The following is a 19526-nucleotide window of genomic DNA, read 5'->3' on the forward strand; positions in this document are numbered from 1 at the left end:
AAACAAAACATATCGCCAAAACACCGGCGATATACTATTGGGACCGGTTAATGACCTAAGGCTTGATCAGCCTGATCGTTTTGAATCAGCTCTAACTTGTAACCATCAGGATCTTCAACAAAAGCAATAATCGTTGAACCCCCTTTTACTGGCCCTGCTTCGCGTGTTACTTTACCTCCGGCTTGCTTAACGGCATGACACATTTGGGCGACATCATCAACACCAATAGCAATATGACCAAATGCCGTTCCATGATCATATGTATCTGTGTCCCAATTATAAGTTAGCTCAATAACTGAGCTCGTTGTCTCATCGCCATAGCCGACAAAGGCTAATGAATATTTGTATTGTGTGTTTTCGCTTGTTCTTAGCACTCGCATCCCCATTACACGGGTATAAAAATCGATCGAACGCTGCAAATCACCAACTCGGATCATCGTGTGTAAAATACGCATTGCTTATTGTTCCTTTAAACATAACAAATAAAAATCACATAGAGTTTATACGTTAGTATTTAGACAGGCAAATTTTTGTTATTGAAAGGGGGGACATTATGAAGAATAATAATTTCAACTTAAATATTGCTCACCATCAAGATGAGCAAAATGAAGTATTATATTTTCAACTCGTTATTATTTTGATTGGTTGTTATAACGCGGTGATGCACTAATTTTCTTACCATTAGTAACTAAACGAACCTCTTGACCAGCAAAGAAGTCTTTAGCTGAACCTTTTTGTACAATAACAATATTTGATCCATTTTCTTGTTTAATTTCTAATTCAACAGCACTAGCTTGGCTAGTTTTATCTTGAATAGTATCACCCAAAATTGCACCACCAATAGCACCTGTTGCAACAGCTAACACTCGGCCAGTACCACCGCCAATAGTATTACCTAATACACCACCTAAAACCGCACCGCCTAAGTTACCTGCTACGTTTTCGCTCTTACCGTCTGATGATGCATTAGCTTGAATTTTAACTGGACGTACTGACACAATTGTACCATAACTCACTTGCTGAACTTGTTTGGCTTGATCAGTAGTATAAACATCGCCAGAATAAAGATCACTATTGCTACATCCTGATAAAATTGCAGCTAAAATAGTTAATGTGACGATTTTTTTCATAATTAATTCCTCATATCATATCGGTATCTGCTTATTATACCTTCTTTAGCATAATATTGTTTTAGAAAAACGACAACATCATTTTCATTATTTTATCGATAGCCAATACAATTTATCTTTAAGTTAGGTTATACTCAGCGCAATAGTTTATAAAGCGAACAATGAGTATATGAAACGGTTATTTTTTCCATTAATATTATCAGTTATGATAACGGCTTGCCATGATGCAAATCAAACGCCCCAAAAAAATGATAGTGCTGAATTAAAACAACCATCAGATAATTGTTTAAACCACACATCGGCTAATAATTTGCATTTAGATAGCACTCCTGCTTTAGGATGTCCCGTAAAATAATTTAATAGGCACATGTAACACAATGAAAACGATAGAAATCGACGAAGAATTATACCAATTTATTGCCGGCCAAACTAAACACATCGGCGAAAATGCATCAAGTATATTACGACGTTTATTGAATATAGATCAGCCGACCTTGGCAAAACAAAATATCATTGCACAAAAAGAAAGCCATTATACGCCTTTTAATGACTTACTAACTAGCGATACTTTCACAAATGAAAAATCCATTATTAATCGCTTTATATTATTACTTAGTGCACTGTATAACTATAATCCAGCACTCTTTGCCATTGCTGCCACCTCATTACACGGCAGCAAACGCCAATATTTAGCCAAAGACAAACAATTGCTAGAAACATCGGGTAAAAACACCAAACCCCGTGAAATCATTGGCACACCTTATTGGGTTATTAGCAACACCAACACTGCCAGAAAACAATATATTATAGAATCAATAATGAGTGACATGGGCATATCTGAAACAATGATAAACCAAGTCACCAATGCTTTTTTACCTTAACCGGACAAATAAAAACAAATAAAAGCTAAAAACGCGACACGCTTTAACTCGTTCACGTTTTTAGCCATTATAAAAATACTATTTTATGAAAGAGGATTAAAAAATGGCCAAGCAAAACCGCGCAGGAATGTTAGCTCAACCATCAGATCTTATTAACGTTGAAACATTACGAAATAACTATTATCAAATTCAACCTGACACGGATAACGCTAGCCAACTAGTCATATTTGGCACCTCTGGCCATCGTGGCAGTTCAAACAAAGGCACATTTAACGAAGCACATATATTAGCCGTAGCTCAAGCCATTGCTGAATACCGCAAAGCCAACAATATCACAGGACCATGCTTTATCGGTCAAGATACTCATGCATTATCAGAACTCGCATTAAAATCAGTACTCGAAGTCTTTGTTGCCAACGAACAAACGGTTGTCATGGCGCAAGATTGGGGTTATACACCAACGCCTGTGATATCGCATGCTATTTTAACCTACAACCAAGGCAAACAAACTCAGCTAGCCGACGGCATTGTAATAACCCCATCGCACAATCCACCAGAAGATGGCGGAATAAAATACAACCCAACCAATGGCGGTCCTGCGGATACGGACATCACCAAACAAATTGAAAACCGCGCCAACGAACTATTAAAAAACAAACTCAATGAAGTCAAGCGCGTAACTTTAGACAAGGCCATAAATTCAAATTACATTCATACCAAAGAGTACGAAACCGACTACATCAACGACCTTGAAAACATTTTAGATTTAGCGCTGATCAAATCATCATCGCTACAAATTGGCGTTGACCCACTGGGCGGTGCTGGCATCACCTATTGGCCTCGAATAGCCGAAAAATACGGTATCAACCTCAACATTGTAAATAACAAAGTCGATCCAACATTCAGCTTTATGCACCTAGATCATGACGAAGTGATTCGAATGGACTGCTCAAGTCGCTGGGCCATGGCAGGGTTATTAAAATTAAAAGACCAATTTGATTTAGCCTTTGGCAATGATACCGACTTTGACCGCCATGGTATTGTCACACCTAAAGGACTAATGAACCCAAATGCCTACCTATCAACTTGTGTCAATTACTTATTCCAAAATCGTCCACAATGGCACAAAGATATCGCTATTGGCAAAACACTAGTTACAAGCTCGATGATCGACCGCGTGGCAAACAGCCTCAACAAAAAATATCTAGAATACCCTGTTGGCTTTAAATGGTATGCCGATGGGCTTTACAACGGCAAACTAGGCTTTGCAGGCGAAGAAAGCGCAGGTGCATCGTTTTTAAGAACCAACGGCAAAGTATGGGCAACCGACAAAGATGGTATTATCCTATGCCTACTTGCAGCCGAAATGACAGCCAAAATGGGCAAAAACCCACAAGAACAGTACCAAGAACTCGAAGATAAATTTGGTGTTTCTTATTATGGACGAATCCAAGCGCCTGCATCGTTTAGCGAAAAACAAAAACTAGCTAAACTTGATGCCAGCCAACTAACCACCGACAACCTAGCCGGTGAAAAAATCACTCAATGCCTAACCACTGCACCGGCTAACAATGCTGCAATTGGTGGACTTAAAGTGATAACCAAAAATGGCTGGTTTGCCGCTCGTCCTTCTGGAACAGAAGATGCTTACAAAATTTATGCTGAAAGCTTTATAAGTAATGAGCATTTAAATACGCTACAGCAAGAGGCGCAACAAATTGTGGCTAAAGCGATTAAATAATCGAAAAAAACAAATGCAATAAAAAAACAGCAGCTATTTGGCTGCTGTTTTTTATGTAGGTTTTTATGTAAAAACACAAAATAAAAACTTTAATAAAATCAATATGTTTTCCGACTGATTTTTGGGCGAAAAATCAGGCCTTTTTGGGTTGGGGAATAGGATGGATTGGGTGCGGTGGTTTCGGACGTTTTGACCTATAGTGAACAAAATAGCTATCGTGACCACGTCCGAGCTAAGGGAATTAGAGCGAATTCCCTGACAACCCACGCTTTGGCTGCAGAATGTGGCCTGCGGCTACGCTACTCGTATCATCCTGATACTCGCCTCTTCGAGGCCACCTTCACTATGCTCAGGTGTTCAAATTTGTTCCAGACAAATTTGTCCGACGCCGGAATAGGACAAACAACATAACTATCGTTTTTGGGATGGGTTATTGTGTTTTATAAGGTTTTTTTGTTAAAAAAACAGTCAGAAAAAACTTTAATGAAATCAATACCTTTTCTGACCGATTTTTGGCGGAAAATCAGGTCTTTTTTTTGGGTTGGTGAATAGAATAAATTGGATGCGCAGGTTTCGGACGTTTTGACCTATAGTGAACAAAATAGCTACAGTGACCACGTCCGAGCTAAGGGAATTAAAGCGAATTCCCTTAGCAATCCCGCGCTTTGGCTGCAGAATGTGGCCTGCGGCTACCCGACGCCGTCGCTCGGTCTTAACGCACCGGCTATTATCCGTTCCAGACGGAGAATAGCCTCGCCAAACATCCCTGTTTGGCGTGCTAACCTCGCTCTGTTGTCGGCACATTCTGACGCCGGAATAAGACAAATAACATAACCATCGTTTTTTGGGAATATTGTTGTGTTTTTATAATTATATGGTTGATTTTATTTAAATTAAACGCCTACACGGCGTTAAGGCTCCTTATTTTTAATTCCAATTTTATCAGAAATTTCTAAACCGCCTATACGGCGTTAAGGGGTTACAGTTTTACAAGTTGGGATTCAGATCATTTCTAAACCGCCTATACGGCGTTAAGGTGGCAGCGGCTCAGCTTGATACGATTATTGCATTTCTAAACCGCCTATACGGCGTTAAGGATTGTTATCTGCTAAAGCTGCGTAATGCGTTTTTTCTAAACCGCCTATACGGCGTTAAGGATTGATTGCCGATGTAGATGGCTGCATGGTTATTTCTAAACCGCCTATACGGCGTTAAGGAGTGGTGGCGATTTCGGACGAGACAAATTTGGTTTCTAAACCGCCTATACGGCGTTAAGGTGTGGTAGTGTCATCTTCCCATATGTCAAACATTTCTAAACCGCCTATACGGCGTTAAGGTAGAGCTCAAGATTTGATAAATCTTGCTGTATAAAGATAAACAACAATTTCATCTTTGAAAACCCTTTTTTTGAGGTGTTTTATAATTTATTGATTTTATTTAATTTTAAATTATCGTTAAAAAAAGGGTTTGGAGCGGTTAAATTGCTGTTATTAGGCCGCTATTCGTGGTTTTGTTGATTTGTTGTATGTCGGCGCTTTGCTTAGGTTGTGTAAGCGATTGATTTTCCTTGAAAATACAAAAATAAAAACTTCAATAAAATCAATACCTTTCCTGACCACTTTTTGGATGTAATTACATTGCTTTTTAACAAAAAACAATTCACCCAAAATACCTAAGATTATGTTATTTGTCCTATTCCGGCGTCAGAATGTGCCGACAACAGAGTGAGGTTAGCACGCCAAACAGGGATGTTTGGCGAGTTTGTGCTGCGTCTGGAACGCATCACAAACGGTGCGTTAAGACCGAGCGGCGGCGTCGGGTAGCCGTAGGCCACATTCTGCAGCCAAAGCGTGGGTTGTCAGGGAATTCGCTTTAATTCCCTGACTCGGACGTGGTCACTGTAGCTATTTTATTCACTAAAGGTCAAAACGTCCGAAACCACTGCACTCAATTCATTTTATCCACCAACCCAAAAACACAATAGGATAACGTTTATTAATAACATTAGCCGGAAATCCACCACATACAACGATTTGGTCAAGTTTTTTAATATGCTTGATTATCGGTTTTAGGTTAAAACCTAATAATTGACTCATGACATAAAATGACTGGTTATAAGCCTTTAAAAAAAGGCCTTCTTTCAAAAAATGTATCGGATTTTCACTTAATGCTAATTTTTGTTCTATTTCCATTACATGACTTCTCTTTATTTATTTGATTTTACCCCTGAGCCACCGCCATCGACACTTTCAGCGTCGCCGGCGGGGGGCGGCGCGATTGTGGCTTCGCCGCAACAGCGCAACCCTAAGGAAAATGCCCCAACTGACGCGGGGGCGTTATTCTTTGTTAGATTGTCCTCTCAGGCACCATAACCGCCCCCGCGGCCCAAGGATTAAGGACTAAACGCTAAAAACTAAGGTGTGGTGCAAACAGCGTAAAGACTGACGGAAACAAGGGAGTAGCGGATGTTGCCGTAGTTCGAGCTGACACCGAAGCCATCGATACCTGCCGCGTCACCCGTCCAGTAGAAGTAGTCGTAGTCGAAGCCCGCACCAGCGTAGTTGTGCATGTGGCCCCACTCAGTGAAAAAAACAGCACCTATGTGACGCTTGTAATCATTATTAGATGAACTAGGTGTGGCGCCTAAATTACTATAGTTTGAATTGGTCAAATCACTTACCCTAGCAAGACGATAACCCAAACGACTACACCAAGTGGATTGGTTAGACCGATTATCGAGAACATAACCTCGATTGACGAACCACTTCTGTAACACAAATCCATACCTCACCTCATTACCACGACTATCTCTGCCCACCAACTCAAATCTCTGTGGCAAAGAGGGTACATCTAGAGGACGAGGATTATTTGTGTATATTTGAGCACCATTTGCCCTAGGACCGCTTAACTTAACTCGTGCGACAACATTTTCAAAAACATTTGTCACCGTAACCGTTATTCCACCACGAATGACCGGAGACCACGTTAACCAACGTGCATCGACTCCACCTATGAGCAAATCAAAATACAAACCATCAGCACCTGTAGTTGGAAAGTTTCGCTCGTAAGATGAAGAATCGTTTGACTGAGTTAAAAAACCCTTTGTAGGAGACCATATGTTAGCTGGGCCTGCATAGCGAGGATCATCATTAGAATCGATGCCAGTTGTACCACCAAACAACAAACTCGGCCTTGCGTAACAAACACTAGGACCACCATACGGATTAATATAATAATTCACCGTAGCTCCACTAAAACTGGTTCTATTAGGAACACCATAACGTGTCTGTAAATATCCCCTTGTACTACTTAAAGTTACCCTATAAGGAGCATTACATATACTTAATGCATCGTTACGATTAACTCTATTGCCATTTTTGTCCGTAAACGATACCGATATATTCCCCGATGCGGTAACACCATTAGCACCCTGTCCATCCCCATCATCATCACGCCAATAATTATATCGAGTGACTAAATCACTTAAATCAACTGAACTAGCCGATGACGGGACTATCATATCTATATGACTTAAATTACTCCCAACATACGGCAAACTTATTGGATTTGTTGAACTTGATGGATTGGTTGACGGCGTGATTACCCGACCATCCTGCAACCGAATAGACAACAAACTATCCGTTGATGTTGCCCTTGTTTGGCCATTGTCAAAAGTTAAATACGGCGCACTACCCACGATATACCTTGATGTATGTGCCGTTAATGCCACAGAACCCTGTGTATAGGACAATAACAACAATGATGCAAAGAATAATGCCGATTTAGATAACAATGAAAGTCTAAACCATAATGGCGGTTTTAACAACCACTTGGATATCGACGATAATTTTGCCGAAGAGGTTGTCGAAGAGCCCGCCGAAAACATCGCCTGAAAAAACCGCGATGACGGCGTCGATTTCGCTACGCGAAATGACTTCGGTGATGAAAATAAGAACTGTGTCTGATTTAGACTACGGTGAAATTGAAAAAGATTTAGAACATAGGTTTGGCAGGCCATGTGCCATGTGCCATGTGCCATAAATGGTAACGCATTTCGATTATCCTGTCAAGTAATTTTTTGTTTTATTTGAATTTTTATAATTGACCGCTCAACTAATGAGCACTCCCTTGCTTTAAAAGCGCTTAAATTATAATCGTTTAATTAATAATACGCTAGTTTTTTTGTTAAAAACTTGTAAAGTTTTGTTAAGAATCAGGTTGAACTTTTGTTGGTGTGTTTTGAGGGAATGGTTTTGGTGATGTTTTTTTGAATAAAAACCACCAAATAAAAACTTTAATAAAATCAATATCTTTTCTGACCGATTTTTGTGGGAAATAAGACCATTTTTTGGTTGGTGGATAGAATGAATTGGGTGCAGTTCATTTCACAAAAATCCCCTAAATCGGACGTGGTCACTATAGCTGTTTTTTCACCAAAGTAAAAACGCCCGAAACCTTGCCGAACTAAAATAGACCACAGCTTTAAACCACCACAGGTAATCCACACGACTGCCAACTACACTTTCAGCGTCGGCAGCGGAAGCGTTTTTTTTACTTTTAGTCATGAAATCACTGGATTCGCAGGCTTTGTCTGCTCAAAGCCCCAACTTTCTCAGGGGGCTTTATTCTTTATTAGATTAACTTCTATTGGTACCATAAACGCCTTCCGTGCCCAAAAAATTAAGGACTAAGAAATAAAAGCTAAGGTGCGGTGCAAACAGCGGAATAGCTATTGGAAACGCTGGGGCCGTTGACGGCGCCTTCGTACGAGCGGACAGCAAAACCATAGCCACCTGCCGCGCCGCTTGCCCAATAGTGGTTGTGGACGAAGTCCCCATCAGCGTAGCTGCCCACGCGGCCCCACTCCGTGAAAAAACCAGCACCTATGTGACGCATGAAATTATTACCAGATGAACTAGGCGTGGCGCCATCTACACCATTTATACATGAGAAGTCGCTACTAACACCACACCTAGCGTTAGTTAAATCCTCGACCTGTGGCAAACGATAACCCAAACTACTACACCAAGAGGATTGGTTAGACTGAGTATCCGTATTAATACCCCGATTGATGAACCACTGCTTTAACACAAATCCATATTTAACCATCACATTACCCCCACTATCCCTACCCACTAACTCAAATGTCTGTGGCAAAGACAATGGAGTAAGAGGACTAGGATTACTTGAATTCCACTGACTACGACTCACTCTAGGACCGCTTAACTTAACACGTGCGACAACTTTTCCTCTATCAGCACTAGGAATCCATCCATCACTAGGTGTAACACTTGTCACTGTAGCTATTATACTACTACCATTTGTGACAACAGACCACGTCAACTGACTTGCATTAATTCCACTTATGTCTAAATCAAAATACAAACCATCAGCACCTGTTGTCGGAAAATTTCGGTCGTAAGATGATGAACTCGTTGACTGAGTTAAAAAACCCTTTGTAGGAGACCATATGTTGGATAGACCTGCGTACTTGGAATCGTCACGGAAACCATCAACAGTAGCACCAGTACCACCAAAGTACAAATTTGGCCTTGCGTAACAAACACCAACATCAGCATACGGATTGATATAATAATCCACTGTAGCTCCACCGAAATTACTACTCCTTGGCACACCATACTGGGTAGTTAAACTTCCTCCCATACTTCTTAACGTTACCTTATAAGGTGCACTGCAAATACTTAATGTATCACTACGACTAACGGTATTGCCATTTTTATCCGTAAATGATACCGATATACTCCCTGTAGCAGTAACACCATTAGTACCTTGTCCATCTCCATCATCATCTCCCCAATAATTATACCTAGTGACCAAATCACTTAAACTCACTGAATTCACTGATGATGGGATTACCATATCTATATCTCCCAAAGTACTTCCTGCATAAGGTAATCTTATCGGATTTGTAACACTTGATGGATTAGTTGACGGTGTGTACCTTGTTCCATCCCGCAACTTAATAGACAATAAACTATCTGTTGATGTTGCCTTTGTTCGACCACCGTCGAACGTTAAATACGGAGGAGTACCCTCTATATACGCTGATGTATACGCCGTTAATGCCACAGAACCCTGTGTATATGACAACAAGAACAATGCCACGAAGAACAACGCGGATTTTGATAATAACGAAAATTTAGATAACAATTTGGGAATCGGTGATAACCTTGCCGACAACGTCGCCGATTTCGCTACGCGAAATGACTTCGGTGATGATAATAAGAACTGTATCTGATTTAGACTACGGTGAAATTGAAAAAGATTTTGGGCGTAGGTTTGGCATGCCAGATGCCAGATGCCAGATGCCATGCATGGTAGCGCATTTCGATTATCCTGTCAAGTAATTTTTTGTTTTATTTCAATTTTTTTAAAATTTTCGCTCAATTAATGAGCTTTCTCTTGTTTTAAATGCGCTTGAATTATAACCGGTTGATTAAGAATACGCTAGTTTTTGTTAAAAATTTTAAGGTTTTGTTAAGTGTGTAAGGTTAAACTTTTGTTGGCCTATTTTTTTGGGGGGATGGTTTTGGTGATATTTTTGGCTAAAAACCACTAAATAAAAACTTAAATAAAATCAATATCTTTACTGACCAATTTTTGGATGTAATTACATTACTTTTTAACAAAAAAGCAACTCACAAAAAATACCTAAGATTATGTTGTTTGTCCTATTCCGGCGTCAGAATGTGCCGACAACAGAGCGAGGTTAGCACGCCAAACAAGAATGTTTGGCGAGTTTGTGCTGCGTCTGACAAATTTGTCTGGAACAAATTTGAACATCTGAGCACAGCGAAGATGGCCTCGTAGAGGCGAGTATCAGGATGATACGAGTAGTGCCGCAGGCCACATTCTGCAGCCAAAGCGTGGGATTGCAAAGGGAATTCGCTCTAATTCCCTTTGCTCGGACGTGGTCACAATAGCTATTTTGTTCACCCAAGGTCAAAACGTCCGAAACCACCGCACCCAATTTATTCTATTCACCAAAACAAAAAGGCCTGATTTTCCGCTCAAAAATTGGTCAGAAAAGATATTGATTTTATTCAAGTTTTTTATTTGACTGTTTTTTAACAAAAAACAACGATTACAAAGTATACTTTCCCTATCTGCCTCAATATAGTATCCTATTCGCTATTATCCCATTCAAAGTTCATATACCGTGCACGGATTCATTTTGACTTTACGCAAAGTCTTTTATAGTAGCAACCTTCTTTTTAGTCTTCGAATGTTAATTAGTTTGACTGGATCGACTTTGGTTCCTTGGTATTTGGGGCAAACATCGCTTGTGATTCCCCTTACACTTGGAGTGGTTGCGGCAGGATTGACCGAGATTGATACGCGTTTATTAAGCCGTTGTATTAATTTGGTCTTTACGTTGTTCTGTTTTGCTATTGCGACTTTTTCGGTCGAGCTGTTATTTGATCTTCCTGTGTTATTTATTGTCGGTTTGGTGTCTTCGACTTTTATTTTTATTATGCTTGGGTCGCTTGGTCAGCGTTATGGGGTGATTGCTTTTGGGTCGCTTTTGATTGCGGCTTATACCATGCTTGGACATAACCTATATACCGACAATTATACGTTGCCTTGTTTTTTGTTACTTGGCGCGCTTTGGTATAATGTTGTTTCGTTAATTGAGTCGATCATCCAACCCATTCGTACAACCCAGCAGTCGCTGTCACTGTGTTTTATTTATTTGGCGCAATATCTTGATGCTAAGGCGGCAATGTTCGATCCTGATGAGACCAACGATTTTGTAAAGCAGACATTGCAGTTGACCGATAGTAATAATCAGCTTGTGAGCGCATTTAATCACACCAAGCGTTCGCTATTTAATCGGTTAAAAAGCTATCGTGGGCAGGCTTATATTAGGAAGATGCTGAGCTACTATTTTGTGGCACAAGATATCCACGAGCGCGCAAGTTCGGCACATGGAAATTATCAAGCATTGAGTCTGCATTTTAAACATAGTGATATCTTGTTTCGATTTGCGCGTATTTTAAATTTACAGGCGAAGGCATGTGCTCAGTTGGCAATGGCGATTAAGTTAAATCAGACTTATCAGCATGATTCGTTGTTTTCGCGTTATTTTTTGTATCTTGAAGAGGCAATTAATCAGTATCACGCAAGCAATAAAGCCGATATGATGATGGTGAAGGCGCTAAGAAGTTTGCATCAAAATTTGCTATCTATCGATCTGTTACTTGCCAATATTGATACCGAGCAACATTTATCAAAAGAGCAAGAAGATAATCAGTTAATTGACGAGGAGTTAACCCGTTTTCATGATATTTTTGTTAAAATCAAAGGGAATTTGACGGTTAAGTCCGCACTGTTTCGCCATGCGATTCGTATGTGTGTGGTATTTTTTGTGGGTTATATGGTCATTTGTTTTTCTGATTTATCACATGGGTATTGGATTATTTTAACCAGCTTGTTTGTGTGCCAACCAAACTATTCCACCACAAAACATCGCCTAAAATTGCGCGTAATGGGGACAATTTTGGGGATCATAGTGGGTATTCCGTTAACGTTTTTATTTCCAAGTGTACCTGAACAGTTGGTGTTAATTATTATTACCGGTTGGCTATTTTTTCTATTTAAGAATTCACAATATGCTTACGCGACAGCATTTATTACATTACTCGTGTTTTTTAGTTTTAGCTTGATTGGCGAAAGCAGTATTGCGGTGGCTGTTTCGCGCATTATTGCAACGTTGATTGGTTGTTTTATTGCTTGGTTTGCCGTGAGCTTTATTTGGCCTGACTGGCAGTTTAGAAATCTGCCTAAACTCGTTGATCGTGTTTGTCATGATGATAGTCACTATTTGGCGTTAATTGGACGCCAGTATTTGTCTGGCAAAACTAATGATCTACAATATCGATTAGCAAGACGAGCTACGCATGATAGTAATGCAGATTTATCGTCGTTAATTAGTTTGATGACCAAAGAGCCACATATGAATCCGGTGGTTATTGATCAGGGATTTCGTCTATTGACGCTTAATCATACGTTAATTAGTTATCTTTCAACTTTAGGCGCACATCGTGATAAATGTATCTCAAAACAGACGCTCGATCTGTTTGACGATTTGTCGGTCTATATTATTAATCTGTTAAGCGATAAAAAGATAGATGGCGAATACCAATTCATTAAGAAGTCTGTTGTCGATTATATCGATACCATTTCCGTCAATTCAGTAGATGACGATAAAGCCAATAATGATCTGCTTGTAATGCAACAATTAGCTTTGATTTTGGATATTTTGCCGGAAATAATTGAACTTGTAACGCAATTGGAATAATGAAACATGTTTAAACATTTATGCAATGTTTAACCTAGTTTGTGGGTAAGCATTACCCACTTTGTTTATAGTCAAATAGAAAATATAATAATTTTTATGCATTTATTTGCTGCTTTAACCAGCTTATTTCTTGCGCCCAGATGTCGGGATCGATGGTTTCTAAAATAAGGGGAATTTCATCAATTCTTGGATCTTGCATAATGTATTTAAAGGCTGCTTCGCCAATATTGCCTTTGCCTAAGCTATGATGACGATCAACATGGCTAGCAAATTCGCTTTTGGCATCGTTTAAGTGCATGCCTCGCAAGTATTTGAAACCTACAATTTTTTCAAATTCGGCAAAGGTTTCTTGGCAGGCTTTTTCAGTACGCAAGTCATAGCCAGCAGCAAAGGCATGGCAAGTGTCAATACAAACGCCAACTCGGCTTTTGTCTTCAACTTGGTCGATGATCTGGGCAAGATGTTCAAATTTATAGCCTAAGTTAGAGCCTTGCCCCGCAGTATTTTCAATAACGGCAACCACATTTTGTGTTTTATCAAGCGTGATATTAATCGATTCGGCAATACGTGCTAAACATTCATCAACCGAAATCTGTTTTAAGTCACTACCGGGGTGAAAGTTAAGTAATGTCAGCCCTAGCTGTTCGCACCGTTGCATTTCGTCTAAAAAGGCGGTGCGTGATTTTTCGAGCTGTTCTCGATCTGGGTGGCCTAAATTAATTAAGTAACTATCGTGAGGCAAGATCTGTTTGCTAGTAAAGCCATATTTTTCGCAACGCTTTTTGAAGCTGTCGATAATTGTGGGCTCAAGCGGTTTGGCGTGCCATTGTCGTTGATTTTTAGTAAATAGCGCAAATGCGGTTGCGCCAATTTGATAGGCGTTAATTGGGGCATTGTCTACCCCACCTGCTGCACTGACATGTGCACCAATGTATTTCATGTTTTGTCCTAATAACGTTGTTGGTTGATAATTAGTTGGAACCGCTATTGCGTTGTAGCTGATCACGTAAATTAGGTGGTACACCTTTAATTACTAGGGAGTCAGTTTGCGGATCCCACTTAATGCGTTCACCTAATAAATTTGAATCAAAGCTTAACGTTAATCCCCCACCACTACCGGAGAATTTTTTAAGCTGACGCAGTGCACTACGATCAACGGGAAATGTTTCTTCTAAATCATATTCACTGTTTTTAATAAATTCAATAAAGTTATTGTCAACACTGGCAGGTAGTTCGTTGGCCAGATTTTTCAGTTCAATTTCTTCGCCTGCTTGTAATTGGGCTTGGCAGTAGTTATAAACGTTTTCGCGCGCGCTGGTTTTGTCTTGCTTGTCAAATTGCATTTCTTGGCAGTAATCATCGACCGCTTTAACCAGTGTTTTGTTTTGCGCTTTTGCATCTAATCCTTCGCTAGCACCTAAATAGTCCATAAAAAAGTCAGATACTTTGCGCCCTACTCGTCCTTTTAAGAAAGTTAAATAGCGTTTTGAGTCCGCTTGGGTTTCCCATTCGGTAATGTCGATACGGGCAATAATATCGGCATGGTCAATGTCTAAGTATTGTGTTTCGCTGATATCTAAATCTTCATTCACTAACATACTTAAACAACTATTTAGTACAGCAATAATCAAGTATTCAACCGCCAAATAACGGTACTGACAAAATACAACCGTTCCCCCTTCCGCAAAAGGGTATTTAGCCAATTCGTTACGCAGTTGTTTGGTCGATTCTTGGCTAAAATGTAAGAAGTCTTGATTGCCAAGGCGTAGTTCTTTTAGTGATTGTTCAAATAAGCTATCGCTATTAAATAGTCCATAGGCTTTGCTTTTGTTGTTGTAGATACGGTTGATATCTTCGATTAGATTAACAACGGCTTGCTCATTACCTAGCATTGATTCACGAAGTTGTAATTCGATTTCGGTGTCGCTTTTTCTAATTAATTTATGCAATATGATCTTTTCTATTTGTACGCTCATCGGTGAGGTTCCTATTTTGATCGCAATAATCAGTAAGAGCGTTATTCTATCAAAGCGTCAAAAAAGTGCTATTAACAATTTATCACTCTGTTAAACTAGTGCTGTTAACTTGCATTAAATCTATACTGAAATGCATGGTTATCTGAAATTTTTTGACAAGATTTAACTACACAGTAACAATAGAAAAGTTTAGATAATTACTATAAGCTATAATCATAAAAAATAAGTAAAAATAGTAAATCCAGTATATTATTTTGGTAATATAGCCTATACGCAGCCATGATCATATCATGGATAATTCGAATAATAATGATACTGCCTTATACTCAAACGTATAGCTACCTAAAACTTCTTTACAATATTAGCAGCGGAAAAATAAAAGCAATGGTTCACTCTCTTGATGTTTATAATGATTTTAAAAATAAAAAAATCAGTTTATTATTTTGGCAATATGCACTGCCTGCGGTAATTGGCACAATTGTAAATACGCTGTATAACATTATTGATGGTATTTTTATTGGCCATTGGATTGGTCGTGAAGCATTGAGTGGTGCAGGCATTATTTTGCCAGTTATGAACCTCACTGCAGGCATTGGTATGCTGGTAGGTATTGGCTCGGCGAGCCGGATTTCGATTTTTTTGGGTCGTGGCGAAAACGACAAAGCCGAAAAAGTCGCAGGTACCTCGTTTATGCTAACCGCAGTTCTGAGTGGCATTACGCTTTCGTTATTGCTCTATTTTGTCGATCCCGTTTTACATTTTGTCGGCTCTAGTGCGACTAATCATGTATATGCTCGAGAATTTTTAGAGGTTTATTTACCGGGTAGTATTTTTATTACGTTAACGTTTAATTATAACAATATGATGCGCGCCAGTGGTTATCCATTTAAAGCAATGGTTACCATGTTTATTAGTGTAATTGCCAATATTATTTTAGCACCGATTTTTATTATTGGTTTAGGCTGGGGAATGCGTGGAGCGGCTTTTGCAACCACGTTATCCATGTTTATTAGCTTCTTATTTGTTATGCAACACTTTATCAGCAAAAACAGTAATATTAAGCTATATCGGCGCAATTTCACCCTTAACTTGACCTATATTAAATCGATTATATCAATCGGTATGTCTCCATTTGCCATGCAGGTTGCAGCTTCTATAGTGGTGGTTTTTATCAACTGGCAATTAGTACATTATGCACCACTGTCTAACGTATCAAGTGATGATGCTATTGCGGGCTATTCTAATGCCAACCGATTGATCACATTAGTAATTATGATTGTTATTGGGATTAATCAAGGTATGCAACCCATTATTGGTTATAATTACGGAGCAAAAAACTATTCGCGTGTCAAAACCACTTTTTTCTATGCCGTTAAAGTAGCAACTGTAATTACCAGTATTGGCTTTATTCTTGGGTTTTTTATTCCGGATATTTTAGTCCGTGCATTTAGTGCTGACGAGGATTTAATCTCAATATCAGCCATTGCACTACGCTATACCACACTTTCTTTTGCTTTTATTGGTTTCCAAATGGTGACCACAAGCTTTTTCCAATGCATTGGTATGGCAAAAGTATCGATTTTACTCAGTCTTTCTAGACAGATCCTTATTTTATTGCCAACACTCTATATTTTGCCATTATTCTTTGGGCTTGATGGCGTTTGGGCAGCAGCACCAACGGCAGATTTGTTATCAACTTTTACAGCTTGCTTGATACTTTATTGGTATTTTAAATCACTCAAGAAAAGACATTGTTGTAATTAATACTGCCGTTTAAGTTAATCAGGGCTTAACGCCCTTTTTAATTTGGCCCAATTTTATTTACTGAAGTTGTTTTTATTTTTGTTCACAAAATTCATGCTTAACTCCATTTTCACAAGCTTTTTTAAACAATTCTTTCGCTTTTTTGGTATCTTTTTTAACATCATAGCCATTAAAATATATCACGCCAAGATTCCATTGTGCGTAAGGATCATTTTGCTCGGCCGCTTTTTCCAACCAAATTTTAGCTAAACTATAATCTTGTTCAACAACTTTACCATCAAAATACATATCACCTAAAGAATATTGAGCATTTACATTGCCATTTTCACTCGCTTTTTGATACCATTCCAAAGCTTTCGTTATATTTTGTTCAACACCTTGGCCTTTTTCGTACATATACCCTAAATTAAATTGAGCTTCGTCGTCTTTTTCTGCTGCTTTTTGAAACCATTCAAAAGCTTTGGTGTAATCTTGTTCAACTTCTTCACCTTTATAATATAAGCTAGCGATATTAGTCATAGCATATACAATACCTTGTGCCGCAGCTTTTTCGTACCATTCTATTGCTTTTTGCGCATCTTTTGTGACAGAAATACCATAAAGGTACCTAACGCCAAGATAAAATTGTGCTTCTGGATTATTTTCTTCTGCCGCTTTTTTGTATAATTCGTCAAAACTCAAATCTCGAAAATCTTGAGCATAAGATGGGCTTGAGAAACATATGAACAATAAAAATAATGCAACTAATTTTTTCACGTTATATTCCTTATTAGCAAAACTTAATGAAGTTAAAATATATATTCTAAATTATTATAAACTAAAATTACTGAACTATTTTTAGTAAAATCAAAATAAAACCTATTAATTCCACTCAGTATCTCGTATTGTAGCCTTATTATGTCTAAGGCGATGAGTTTGTAATACTTGATAAGGTCACAAACATAAGACACAGAAAAATCAATATAACCCCAAACCACCCAACTAATGACATTTGTTCACCAATAATTAACATCGCTAATATGGCTGCAATAACCGGCTCTAACAAGCTAATAGTAATAGCTGAACTGGCTGATATTTTAGATAAACCATAGCCATAACATAAATACCCAAGAAACATGGGAATCAATGCCATATAAATGCAAACAGTCATATTGGTTAATGAGTCAAACAATGCAGATCCTGTAAGTAGCATAACAGGTATAAGTAAGATGCCACCACAACCAAAAGTCGCGCCCATGGCCGCTTTTGTTGCGATACCTTTTAACATTAATTGCCGTGCAGACCATGAATACAAGGCATAAGTGAATCCAGCGATTAAGCCTAGCAAAATGCCAATAGTGATATGATCATATTGATTTGTAGTAGAGTTATTTTCTGAAAAGGCAAGTAAAATTATTCCCAAAATGCCACAGCTAGCTCCTATTAACCATTGTTTAGTTAACCGAAAATCACGGCTAATATATTCAATAATGGCTGAAAGAATCGGCGCAGAACCAATAGAGACCACCGTTCCTATTGTCACACCAGACAACCGCATCGAGCTATAAAAAGCTAAAGGGTAAATCATTACCGCAATGGCACCAACAATAAGAAAACCAAAATGTTTGGTTAACAAATGACGCTCTTTGATTATTTTGGGTATCGCCAATGTGCATTGTAAAATGCCACCAATGCCCATTGCTAACGAGCCAATAAGTAAAGGAGAAAGCGAGGGAGCAAATGTAGCTGCTGTGCCCGTTGTCCCCCACAAAACAGATGCCAATATGACGGCTAAAATGCCAAGTATTCTATTCATTGAATAAATGATCACTCAATGTTTTGTACTTGCTCTCTGATTTGTTCAATAAGCACTTTGAGTTCAATCGCACTGGCTGTAACATCAGCATTAATTGATTTAGACGCAATAGTGTTAGATTCTCGATTAAATTCTTGCATCATAAAATCAAGCCTGCGCCCTACTGCTTCGTTCTTTTTCAAGATTGAATAAGTTTCTTTTACATGAGTCATTAATCGATCAAGTTCTTCGGCAACATCAATGCGCTGTGCAACCATAACAATTTCTTGTTCTAGACGGGAATTGTCAAGTTCAATATTGGCTTCTTCTAATTTACTTTTTAGCCTTTCTTTTTGCCATTCAAGAATTTGTGGCATCCATTGGCGGATTTTGTCAACTTCTACGGTAATCGCTTCTAATCGTTTGATAATAAGATCACAAAGCGCTTTACCTTCGCGCTCACGTACCGCAATAAACTCATCAATTGCGGTGTCAAGTAGAGCTAAAATTTCTTGTGAGATAGTATCTAAATTTTGCTCTTTTGCCGACATAACACCCGGCCAACGTAATACATCAATAGGGTTAATTTGAGCTGTATCTTGTTCAGTTTGAATCCAACTTGCAGCATTAATTATCTGTTTAGCCAGTTCTTTATTTAATGAAAGTTCTTGATGTTGTGCTGAAGGATCTAATTCAAAACGCAAATTACATTCGATTTTACCACGAGTTAGGCGATTACGTAATTTTTCGCGAACGATAGGTTCAAGTGAACGAAATTGCTCAGGCAAACGAATATACGTTTCTAAGTAACGTTGGTTAACTGAGCGTAATTCCCAAGAAGCCGTTCCCCATGGTTGATTGGCCTCTTTTCTTGCATAAGCAGTCATGCTTGAAATCATAATAACATCCTAAATTTGTAAAAAACTTGCTGGGCATTG

General features: G+C 38.8%; 15 protein-coding genes and 1 CRISPR repeat array. Of the genes, 5 read left to right on the plus strand and 10 right to left on the minus strand.

Translation table 11 applies throughout. The features are described 5' to 3' along the window. Positions 1-47: 47 nt before the first annotated feature. Together gloA and ACYH9I_RS02930 are read right to left on the minus strand one after the other, a co-directional pair. Positions 48-455 carry a lactoylglutathione lyase gene (gene gloA, locus ACYH9I_RS02925; RefSeq protein ID WP_091349487.1) on the minus strand — a complete coding sequence of 136 codons (408 nt, stop codon included), beginning with the start codon at positions 453-455 and terminating at the stop codon, positions 48-50. A 177-nt stretch (positions 456-632) separates the two neighbouring features. After that, a complete protein-coding gene (locus ACYH9I_RS02930; RefSeq protein WP_483558998.1) occupies positions 633-1133 on the minus strand; it encodes an outer membrane lipoprotein in 501 nt (166 codons plus the stop codon). 166 nt (positions 1134-1299) lie between these two features. On the opposite strand from ACYH9I_RS02930, the gene ACYH9I_RS02935 reads away from it, so the two are divergent. The 3 genes from ACYH9I_RS02935 to pgm all read left to right on the plus strand — a co-directional run bounded on the left by ACYH9I_RS02935 (position 1300) and on the right by pgm (position 3752). Beyond that, positions 1300-1485, plus strand: coding sequence for a hypothetical protein (locus tag ACYH9I_RS02935; protein WP_483558796.1), 186 nt, complete (start codon positions 1300-1302; stop codon positions 1483-1485). A 22-nt stretch (positions 1486-1507) separates the two neighbouring features. Further along, positions 1508-2011 carry a replication initiation negative regulator SeqA gene (locus ACYH9I_RS02940; RefSeq protein ID WP_483558798.1) on the plus strand — a complete coding sequence of 168 codons (504 nt, stop codon included), beginning with the start codon at positions 1508-1510 and terminating at the stop codon, positions 2009-2011. Positions 2012-2114: 103 nt separating this feature from the next. Continuing rightward, entirely contained in the window at positions 2115-3752 is a 1638-nt protein-coding gene (pgm, locus tag ACYH9I_RS02945; RefSeq protein ID WP_174786525.1) for a phosphoglucomutase (alpha-D-glucose-1,6-bisphosphate-dependent), read from the plus strand. 949 nt (positions 3753-4701) lie between these two features. Continuing rightward, a CRISPR array of direct repeats spans positions 4702-5089; the repeat unit is 28 nt; unit sequence TTTCTAAACCGCCTATACGGCGTTAAGG. Positions 5090-5704: 615 nt separating this feature from the next. On the opposite strand, the gene ACYH9I_RS02950 is transcribed toward pgm, so the two are convergent. The 3 genes from ACYH9I_RS02950 to ACYH9I_RS02960 form a co-directional block, all read right to left on the minus strand. Beyond that, positions 5705-5944, minus strand: a complete 240-nt coding sequence (locus ACYH9I_RS02950) for a hypothetical protein (protein ID WP_483558800.1) — start codon at positions 5942-5944, stop codon at positions 5705-5707. A 221-nt stretch (positions 5945-6165) separates the two neighbouring features. Next, positions 6166-7791: a hypothetical protein gene (locus ACYH9I_RS02955; RefSeq protein WP_483558802.1), complete on the minus strand. Its 1626-nt coding sequence runs from the start codon at positions 7789-7791 to the stop codon at positions 6166-6168. Between the two features lie 662 nt (positions 7792-8453). Continuing rightward, positions 8454-10085: a hypothetical protein gene (locus ACYH9I_RS02960; protein WP_483558804.1), complete on the minus strand. Its 1632-nt coding sequence runs from the start codon at positions 10083-10085 to the stop codon at positions 8454-8456. Positions 10086-10947: 862 nt separating this feature from the next. Between ACYH9I_RS02960 and yccS the strand changes: the two genes are divergently transcribed. Then, entirely contained in the window at positions 10948-13074 is a 2127-nt protein-coding gene (gene yccS / locus ACYH9I_RS02965; RefSeq protein WP_483558806.1) for a YccS family putative transporter, read from the plus strand. Positions 13075-13168: 94 nt separating this feature from the next. Here the strand turns inward: yccS and nfo are convergent, their stop codons facing one another. Together nfo and yejK are read right to left on the minus strand one after the other, a co-directional pair. Then, on the minus strand, positions 13169-14014 hold the full coding sequence (gene nfo, locus ACYH9I_RS02970; RefSeq protein ID WP_483558808.1) for a deoxyribonuclease IV: 846 nt from the start codon (positions 14012-14014) through the stop codon (positions 13169-13171). Between the two features lie 31 nt (positions 14015-14045). Next, positions 14046-15050 carry a nucleoid-associated protein YejK gene (yejK, locus tag ACYH9I_RS02975; protein WP_091349474.1) on the minus strand — a complete coding sequence of 335 codons (1005 nt, stop codon included), beginning with the start codon at positions 15048-15050 and terminating at the stop codon, positions 14046-14048. Positions 15051-15359: 309 nt separating this feature from the next. On the opposite strand from yejK, the gene ACYH9I_RS02980 reads away from it, so the two are divergent. Next, a complete protein-coding gene (locus ACYH9I_RS02980) occupies positions 15360-16814 on the plus strand; it encodes an MATE family efflux transporter (RefSeq protein WP_483558810.1) in 1455 nt (484 codons plus the stop codon). 72 nt (positions 16815-16886) lie between these two features. Here the strand turns inward: ACYH9I_RS02980 and ACYH9I_RS02985 are convergent, their stop codons facing one another. From ACYH9I_RS02985 to ACYH9I_RS02995, 3 genes are all read right to left on the minus strand, one after another. After that, entirely contained in the window at positions 16887-17570 is a 684-nt protein-coding gene (locus ACYH9I_RS02985; protein ID WP_483558812.1) for a tetratricopeptide repeat protein, read from the minus strand. A gap of 145 nt (positions 17571-17715) precedes the next feature. Continuing rightward, positions 17716-18609, minus strand: a complete 894-nt coding sequence (locus ACYH9I_RS02990; RefSeq protein WP_483558814.1) for a DMT family transporter — start codon at positions 18607-18609, stop codon at positions 17716-17718. 11 nt (positions 18610-18620) lie between these two features. Beyond that, positions 18621-19487, minus strand: a complete 867-nt coding sequence (locus tag ACYH9I_RS02995; RefSeq protein WP_091349463.1) for a YicC/YloC family endoribonuclease — start codon at positions 19485-19487, stop codon at positions 18621-18623. Between the last annotated feature and the right edge of the window lie 39 nt (positions 19488-19526).

It is taken from the genome of Gilliamella sp. X-23, assembly GCF_057063545.1.